The 3,037-nt window shown below is 51.3% G+C and carries 1 rRNA gene; it reads left to right on the forward strand.

The annotated features are described in order from the left end of the window. Window positions 1-187: 187 nt before the first annotated feature. Window positions 188-3,037: ribosomal RNA gene (locus ACU680_RS27310) — 23S ribosomal RNA — on the forward strand; the annotation flags it as partial.

A 3,037-nucleotide genomic window follows, 5' to 3' on the forward strand; every position in this document is an offset into this window, starting at 1 on the left:
CTGATTTCTAGTCTTTTGATTAGATCGTTCTTTAAAAATTTGGGTATGTGATAGAAAGATAGACTGAACGTTACTTTCACTGGTAACGGATCAGGCTAAGGTAAAATTTGTGAGTGACTCTTAAGAGTTTTGCGAATTTTCGGCGAATGTCGTCTTCACAGTATAACCAGATTGCTTGGGGTTATATGGTCAAGTGAAGAAGCGCATACGGTGGATGCCTTGGCAGTCAGAGGCGATGAAAGACGTGGTAGCCTGCGAAAAGCTTCGGGGAGTCGGCAAACAGACTTTGATCCGGAGATGTCTGAATGGGGGAACCCAGCCATCACAAGATGGTTATCTTGTACTGAATACATAGGTGCAAGAGGCGAACCAGGGGAACTGAAACATCTAAGTACCCTGAGGAAAAGAAATCAACCGAGATTCCCTTAGTAGTGGCGAGCGAACGGGGACTAGCCCTTAAGTGGCTTTGAGATTAGCGGAACGCTCTGGAAAGTGCGGCCATAGTGGGTGATAGCCCTGTACGCGAAAGTCTCTTAGTCATGAAATCGAGTAGGACGGAGCACGAGAAACTTTGTCTGAATATGGGGGGACCATCCTCCAAGGCTAAATACTACTGACTGACCGATAGTGAACTAGTACCGTGAGGGAAAGGCGAAAAGAACCCCGGAGAGGGGAGTGAAATAGATCCTGAAACCGTATGCGTACAAGCAGTGGGAGCCCACTTTGTTGGGTGACTGCGTACCTTTTGTATAATGGGTCAGCGACTTATTTTCAGTGGCGAGCTTAACCGAATAGGGGAGGCGTAGCGAAAGCGAGTCTTAATAGGGCGTCTAGTCGCTGGGAATAGACCCGAAACCGGGCGATCTATCCATGGGCAGGTTGAAGGTTAGGTAACACTGACTGGAGGACCGAACCGACTACCGTTGAAAAGTTAGCGGATGACCTGTGGATCGGAGTGAAAGGCTAATCAAGCTCGGAGATAGCTGGTTCTCCTCGAAAGCTATTTAGGTAGCGCCTCATGTATCACTGTAGGGGGTAGAGCACTGTTTCGGCTAGGGGGTCATCCCGACTTACCAAACCGATGCAAACTCCGAATACCTACAAGTGCCGAGCATGGGAGACACACGGCGGGTGCTAACGTCCGTCGTGAAAAGGGAAACAACCCAGACCGTCAGCTAAGGTCCCAAAGTTATGGTTAAGTGGGAAACGATGTGGGAAGGCTTAGACAGCTAGGAGGTTGGCTTAGAAGCAGCCACCCTTTAAAGAAAGCGTAATAGCTCACTAGTCGAGTCGGCCTGCGCGGAAGATGTAACGGGGCTCAAACCATACACCGAAGCTACGGGTATCACGCAAGTGATGCGGTAGAGGAGCGTTCTGTAAGCCTGTGAAGGTGAGTTGAGAAGCTTGCTGGAGGTATCAGAAGTGCGAATGCTGACATGAGTAACGACAATGGGTGTGAAAAACACCCACGCCGAAAGACCAAGGTTTCCTGCGCAACGTTAATCGACGCAGGGTTAGTCGGTCCCTAAGGCGAGGCTGAAAAGCGTAGTCGATGGAAAACAGGTTAATATTCCTGTACTTCTGGTTATTGCGATGGAGGGACGGAGAAGGCTAGGCCAGCTTGGCGTTGGTTGTCCAAGTTTAAGGTGGTAGGCTGAGATCTTAGGTAAATCCGGGATCTTAAGGCCGAGAGCTGATGACGAGTTACCCTTTGGGTGACGAAGTGGTTGATGCCATGCTTCCAAGAAAAGCTTCTAAGCTTCAGATAACCAGGAACCGTACCCCAAACCGACACAGGTGGTTGGGTAGAGAATACCAAGGCGCTTGAGAGAACTCGGGTGAAGGAACTAGGCAAAATGGCACCGTAACTTCGGGAGAAGGTGCGCCGGTGAGGGTGAAGGACTTGCTCCGTAAGCTCATGCCGGTCGAAGATACCAGGCCGCTGCGACTGTTTATTAAAAACACAGCACTCTGCAAACACGAAAGTGGACGTATAGGGTGTGACGCCTGCCCGGTGCCGGAAGGTTAATTGATGGGGTTAGCTAACGCGAAGCTCTTGATCGAAGCCCCGGTAAACGGCGGCCGTAACTATAACGGTCCTAAGGTAGCGAAATTCCTTGTCGGGTAAGTTCCGACCTGCACGAATGGCGTAACGATGGCGGCGCTGTCTCCACCCGAGACTCAGTGAAATTGAAATCGCTGTGAAGATGCAGTGTATCCGCGGCTAGACGGAAAGACCCCGTGAACCTTTACTATAGCTTTGCACTGGACTTTGAATTTGCTTGTGTAGGATAGGTGGGAGGCTTTGAAGCGTGGACGCCAGTTCGCGTGGAGCCATCCTTGAAATACCACCCTGGCAACTTTGAGGTTCTAACTCAGGTCCGTTATCCGGATCGAGGACAGTGTATGGTGGGTAGTTTGACTGGGGCGGTCTCCTCCTAAAGAGTAACGGAGGAGTACGAAGGTGCGCTCAGACCGGTCGGAAATCGGTCGTAGAGTATAAAGGCAAAAGCGCGCTTGACTGCGAGACAGACACGTCGAGCAGGTACGAAAGTAGGTCTTAGTGATCCGGTGGTTCTGTATGGAAGGGCCATCGCTCAACGGATAAAAGGTACTCCGGGGATAACAGGCTGATACCGCCCAAGAGTTCATATCGACGGCGGTGTTTGGCACCTCGATGTCGGCTCATCACATCCTGGGGCTGAAGCCGGTCCCAAGGGTATGGCTGTTCGCCATTTAAAGTGGTACGCGAGCTGGGTTTAGAACGTCGTGAGACAGTTCGGTCCCTATCTGCCGTGGACGTTTGAGATTTGAGAGGGGCTGCTCCTAGTACGAGAGGACCGGAGTGGACGAACCTCTGGTGTTCCGGTTGTCACGCCAGTGGCATTGCCGGGTAGCTATGTTCGGGAAAGATAACCGCTGAAAGCATCTAAGCGGGAAACTTGCCTCAAGATGAGATCTCACTGGAACCTTGAGTTCCCTGAAGGGCCGTCGAAGACTACGACGTTGATAGGTTGGGTGTGTAAGCGCTGTGAGG

The organism is Pseudomonas sp. LF020, from assembly GCF_053456425.1.